This window comes from Mycobacterium sp. (assembly GCF_040509115.1).
GTDB lineage: Bacteria > Actinomycetota > Actinomycetes > Mycobacteriales > Mycobacteriaceae > Mycobacterium.
Window position 1 is genome coordinate 1 of record NZ_JBEVLO010000406.1, and the last position, 4,393, is coordinate 4,393.

Genomic DNA, 4,393 nt, shown 5'->3' on the forward strand with positions numbered 1-4,393 from the left:
ATGCGGAAGCAAATGATGAAGCGCCGCATGATGAAGAAGCGGATGATGAACCGCGGTATGTGATTTCAAGCGCCTGACAGTCCCGGAGGTCCCGATGAAGGGATCTCCGCCCTGCAGGCCACGATTTCAAGGATGACCGCTTGGCCCGAACCTATCTCACCCGATCAGCGCCAGAGACTGATTAGGTCGAGCGTCGCTGATGGATGTTCCGGCATCCCGTCGTCATCCGCATCACGCACTGGGTGAACGCGGTCTGCCTCCTGGTCCTGGTGATGAGTGGCCTGCAGATCTTCAACGCCCACCCGGCCCTTTACTGGGGCAGCGTCTCGACCTTCGACACGCCGCTGATGGCGATGTCCTCGACCGAGGCCGACCCGCCCAAGGGCGTGACGACGGTATTCGGTCACGGCTTCGACACGACGGGCTGGCTCGGCTCCCCGATCCCTGTGAGGAAGAACATGACCTACCTTCGATACGCACCCGACGTCGAGAAGCCCGATCCGGACGAGCAGAAGACGATTGACGGCATCATCAACGGCATGACGCAGCAATCGGAGACCGTCGAGGCACGCGAGCACCATGCCGTGCGTGCCAGCCACGCGAAGAGCTCTGCGTGCGTCACCGGCGAGTTGATGATTGCCGCCGGCCTGCCGCCCGAACTGGCCCAAGGGCTGTTCGCCACGCCCGGAACTCACCCCGTGGCGGTACGCTTCGCGCAAGGGCCTGGCGAGACCCTGGGCGACCGGGTCTCGACCCACCGCGGCATGTCCATCAAGGTGTTCGACGTGCCCGGCGAGAAGCTGCCCGGCCACGCCGTCGACACCCAGGACTTCGTACTCGCGACGGGCACCACGTTTCCCTCGGGCACAGCGGCCGGCTTCCTGCGGGACGGCACCGTCATCGGGAAGTCCACGGGGTTGCCGGAAGGGGTGAAGAGCGCGGTCTCGTCGACGATGCGCAACCTCAATCGCGCGCTGCACGCCTTCGGGACGGAGAGCGCGCTGGCCGACTTCTTCGGCCATCCCTACAGCCACCCCCTCGCCGACAGCTACTTCAGCCAGGCGCCGGTCCGCTACGGCGATTACGTGGCCAAGCTCGGGGTCGTTCCGGCGACGGACAGCCAGCGTGCCCTATCCGAGTGGCGGCTCGATCCGCATCAGGACGAGGACGGCTTCCGCCATGCCACGGTCGCCTTCTTCCGCGACCACGAGGCGGTGTTCGAGTTGAGGGCCCAGCTTTGGGCCGACGCCGAGAGCCAACCCATCGAGGATGCCTCGGTCGACTGGCCGGTCTCCATCAGCCCCTACCGTACGGTCGCGACGCTGCGGCTGCCCCGCCAGGATGCCTACAGCGCGGCCCGCGTGCGCTACTTCGACGAGGTGATGACCTTCCGTCCTGCCCACAGCCTTGCGGCTCACCGGCCGCTTGGTTCCGTGATGCGCGCACGGCTTCGGGTCTACCAGGCGCTGAGCGATTTCCGCCATAGTAAGAATGGCGTAGCGTCCGAGGATACCGCGAGCATTGATCACGTTCCGGCCTAGGCACGACATGACCGACATCGGCCAGCCAGGGGGGGCGACATGCTGATTGATGTCGCCCGGGCGCACGCCTGTGAGTTCGAGGACACCTCCGTCTCCGATTGAACCGACGATGCGGTGGTGTGCAACACGCACATCGACCGCGGCGGCGCCATCCTGACGTAGACAGTCGTGATCGAAGCCCTCAGGTTCCGGATCAGGGAGCCGATCGCAAAGCCCTGATGACGATGGTGAGACGTTCACGGGGGCTGGATGGCTCCGTGCCGTCAAGTCTCCGTCCGTCGACCGTTTGGAGCCGGCGTGATCGCACGGACCGCGCACGACCATGCTGGCTCGGCAAGCGCCAGCGCGGCCCTGGGTTCATGTTCTGATCGCCTATGCGGGTTCACCGAATGCCGCGGCGGGTCACTCGACCTCGATGCGTCCGATATGAGCGGCCCGCGGACCTGACTGGCACTCTCGGCCTGACGAAATCTGCGACGGACCAGTGTTCGTATTGCAGGGCGAAAATTGAAGGACAATGCCGTCATGTCCCTACATTTCGAACGCCTCGGCACGGGCCGGCCGCTACTGATTGTCCACGGGCTGGGGGCCAATCTCCGCACCTGGGATCCGCTCTTGAGCGCATTGCGCGCCTCGCGCGAACTGATCTTGGTCGACCTGCCGGGACATGGCAAATCGGCCCCGCTCGCGGGCCGGCAGACGGTGGAGGCTTATGCAGACGCCTTAGCCGGCTTCGTGCAGTCCCATGGCCTGACGACGGCGGACCTTGTCGGCAGTTCGGTGGGGGGCCGGCTGGTGCTGGAGCTGGCGCGGCGGGGCATCGGTCGGCACTGCGTGGCGCTCGATCCCGGCGGTTTCTGGCGCGGGTGGGAAACGCGCTGGTTACACTGGACGCTCGCGGCATCGATACGCCTGGTGCGGCTGCTGCGGCCCTTCCATCCCGGCCTGTCGCGCCATGCCGTCACCCGTACGGTGTTGCTGGCCCAACTGTCGGCCCGTCCGTGGGTGCTACCACCGCAGCTTGTCGAAGAGGAGCTGCGGAGCCTGGCGGCCACACCGGTGTTCGATGCGATGCTGCGCGAGCTGGCACGCGGACCGTTGCAGCAGGGCTCGGCAGAGACGCCTGGCCGGGTCACCATCGGCTGGGGCCGCCAGGACCACCTGCTGCTGCCACGCCAGGCTGCACGCGCCCAGGTAGCCTTCCCGTCGGCCCGGCTGCACTGGTTCGAACGCTGCAGCCACTTCCCGCATTGGGATCAGCCTGCCGAGACGGCGCGCGTGATCCTTGAAACGGTCGGGGAGGATGCGCCTTGAAAGGGCTTCTTGCACCCCAGAGCCTGCGGTCATCCCCGGATCGTCAAGCATATCGGCCGAGCTTGCCGCATCCGCTCGGGATCCGGTCCATGGTCCGCTCTTTTATCGCCGCGGGAATGAAGCAGCGCTTCAAAGCCAACCTAGAGCGCGGCATTTCGAGGCTGCGCTGATCGCGCTGACCTGCTCTGGTTGCGCTTCACATGGCCCATCCCGCGAACGACCGCTTTAATTAGCCTTGCCGTTTCCAGGCTCGACAACGGACCATCTGAACTCGCGCTCCGGGCATTCCCCATGTGTCCCAAAGGGGATCGGCTACCGAACGTTTCCGCCCACGACCGACTCGGTAATTCGGAAGGTCTGCTTTCGGGCAAACTGTACGATCCCGAGCGACCGGGTCCGACGGAAAGCTGCCTGACGGATGTGAAATGAGCAGTTGAAAATACAGACATCGCTGGCGAGCAAGCGCTTCAAGCCGTGTGGATTGTGTGGCGGGCATGTCCTGGCCATCACACAGGTGGGTTTTCGGGTATTTCTTGAGCGACCGCCGAAACCGCGTGTCGGCGCCCCAGTTCCAGTCGGCGCCCGTAGATACCTGCCGCCTGCAGAAGGCCGAGACGGATCTTGAGGCCGACCCGGGCGCTTACTGCGTTGGATACCGCAGTCGATCGCATCAACCGAACGACGAGGGCGGCCAGAGTTGCCAGACAGACTCTGAGTTCAAGACGGCGAACACGAGGTGAGGAATGATGTCAGGGAACCGGCGACTTTTCGAGGGAGGGTTAGACCTTCTCCACGGAGCGCATCGGCAGGGGGCGGCGCAGGCGACGCGCAACAACAAGACGGCGACGCTGCCGAAGCTGAAACAGATGCTGGAGGCCGGATCGAAACAGAACATCGTTCAGCTAGAGCGGTTGGACGAGGTTTTCGACTCGATCGGCGTCAGGCCCGACCCCAGAAACGATCCCGCCATGCAGGGCATCTGCGATCTCAACGAAGCGGAAATAGCCAAGCATGGGGATGCCGCCGACCGCGACCTCATCAACATCGAGTACGGTCAAGTCGCGGCGCATTTCTACATCGCCCGGTATGGCACGCTGCGGAGGGCCGCACACGCGCTCGGACATGCCAAAGCCGTCAAGCTCTTGGATCGCACGCTCGTCGAGACCCGCGCGATTGATCGCGCATTCACGCAGCTTTACGATCACCTGCTGGCACGCCGCACGTCGACCCGCTATCCGGGCGAGACCGCGCTCGCCACCACGGCGGCCATGCACCCCAACCTCACGGTCGGTCTGGCGCTTGGCGGTGTTTTGGCCGCGGTTGCTCTTTTGGATGCGGGGCGACCCAAGCGACGCTGAGGGGTGGGCGGACGAAGCGTAGCTCTTACGCCGGGTCTGCCGCCATCAGCTTCCATTCGCACGTCGAGCCGAAGTTGCCGGGCGACCATCGAGTGTCCGCTTCCGGGAAGCACCACTGTTAGTCTGCAAGACTGGTAGGGGTCGATAGGAGGCTGCCTGTTTTTCTGGCGAGTCTGCTCC

The 4,393-nt window shown here is 64.7% G+C and carries 3 protein-coding genes; all 3 read left to right on the forward strand.

The annotated features are described in order from the left end of the window. Positions 1–203 precede the first annotated feature (203 nt). Complete coding sequence (locus ABW137_RS28080) at positions 204–1,541, forward strand: catalase family protein (protein ID WP_526404880.1); 1,338 nt, start codon at positions 204–206, stop codon at positions 1,539–1,541. 507 nt (positions 1,542–2,048) lie between these two features. Further along, positions 2,049–2,855, forward strand: coding sequence for an alpha/beta fold hydrolase (locus tag ABW137_RS28085; RefSeq protein WP_526404882.1), 807 nt, complete (start codon positions 2,049–2,051; stop codon positions 2,853–2,855). Between the two features lie 743 nt (positions 2,856–3,598). Further along, positions 3,599–4,213 (forward strand): ferritin-like domain-containing protein, encoded by a 615-nt coding sequence (locus ABW137_RS28090; protein ID WP_526404884.1) that lies wholly within the window; start codon positions 3,599–3,601, stop codon positions 4,211–4,213. The last annotated feature ends 180 nt before the right edge of the window (positions 4,214–4,393 follow it).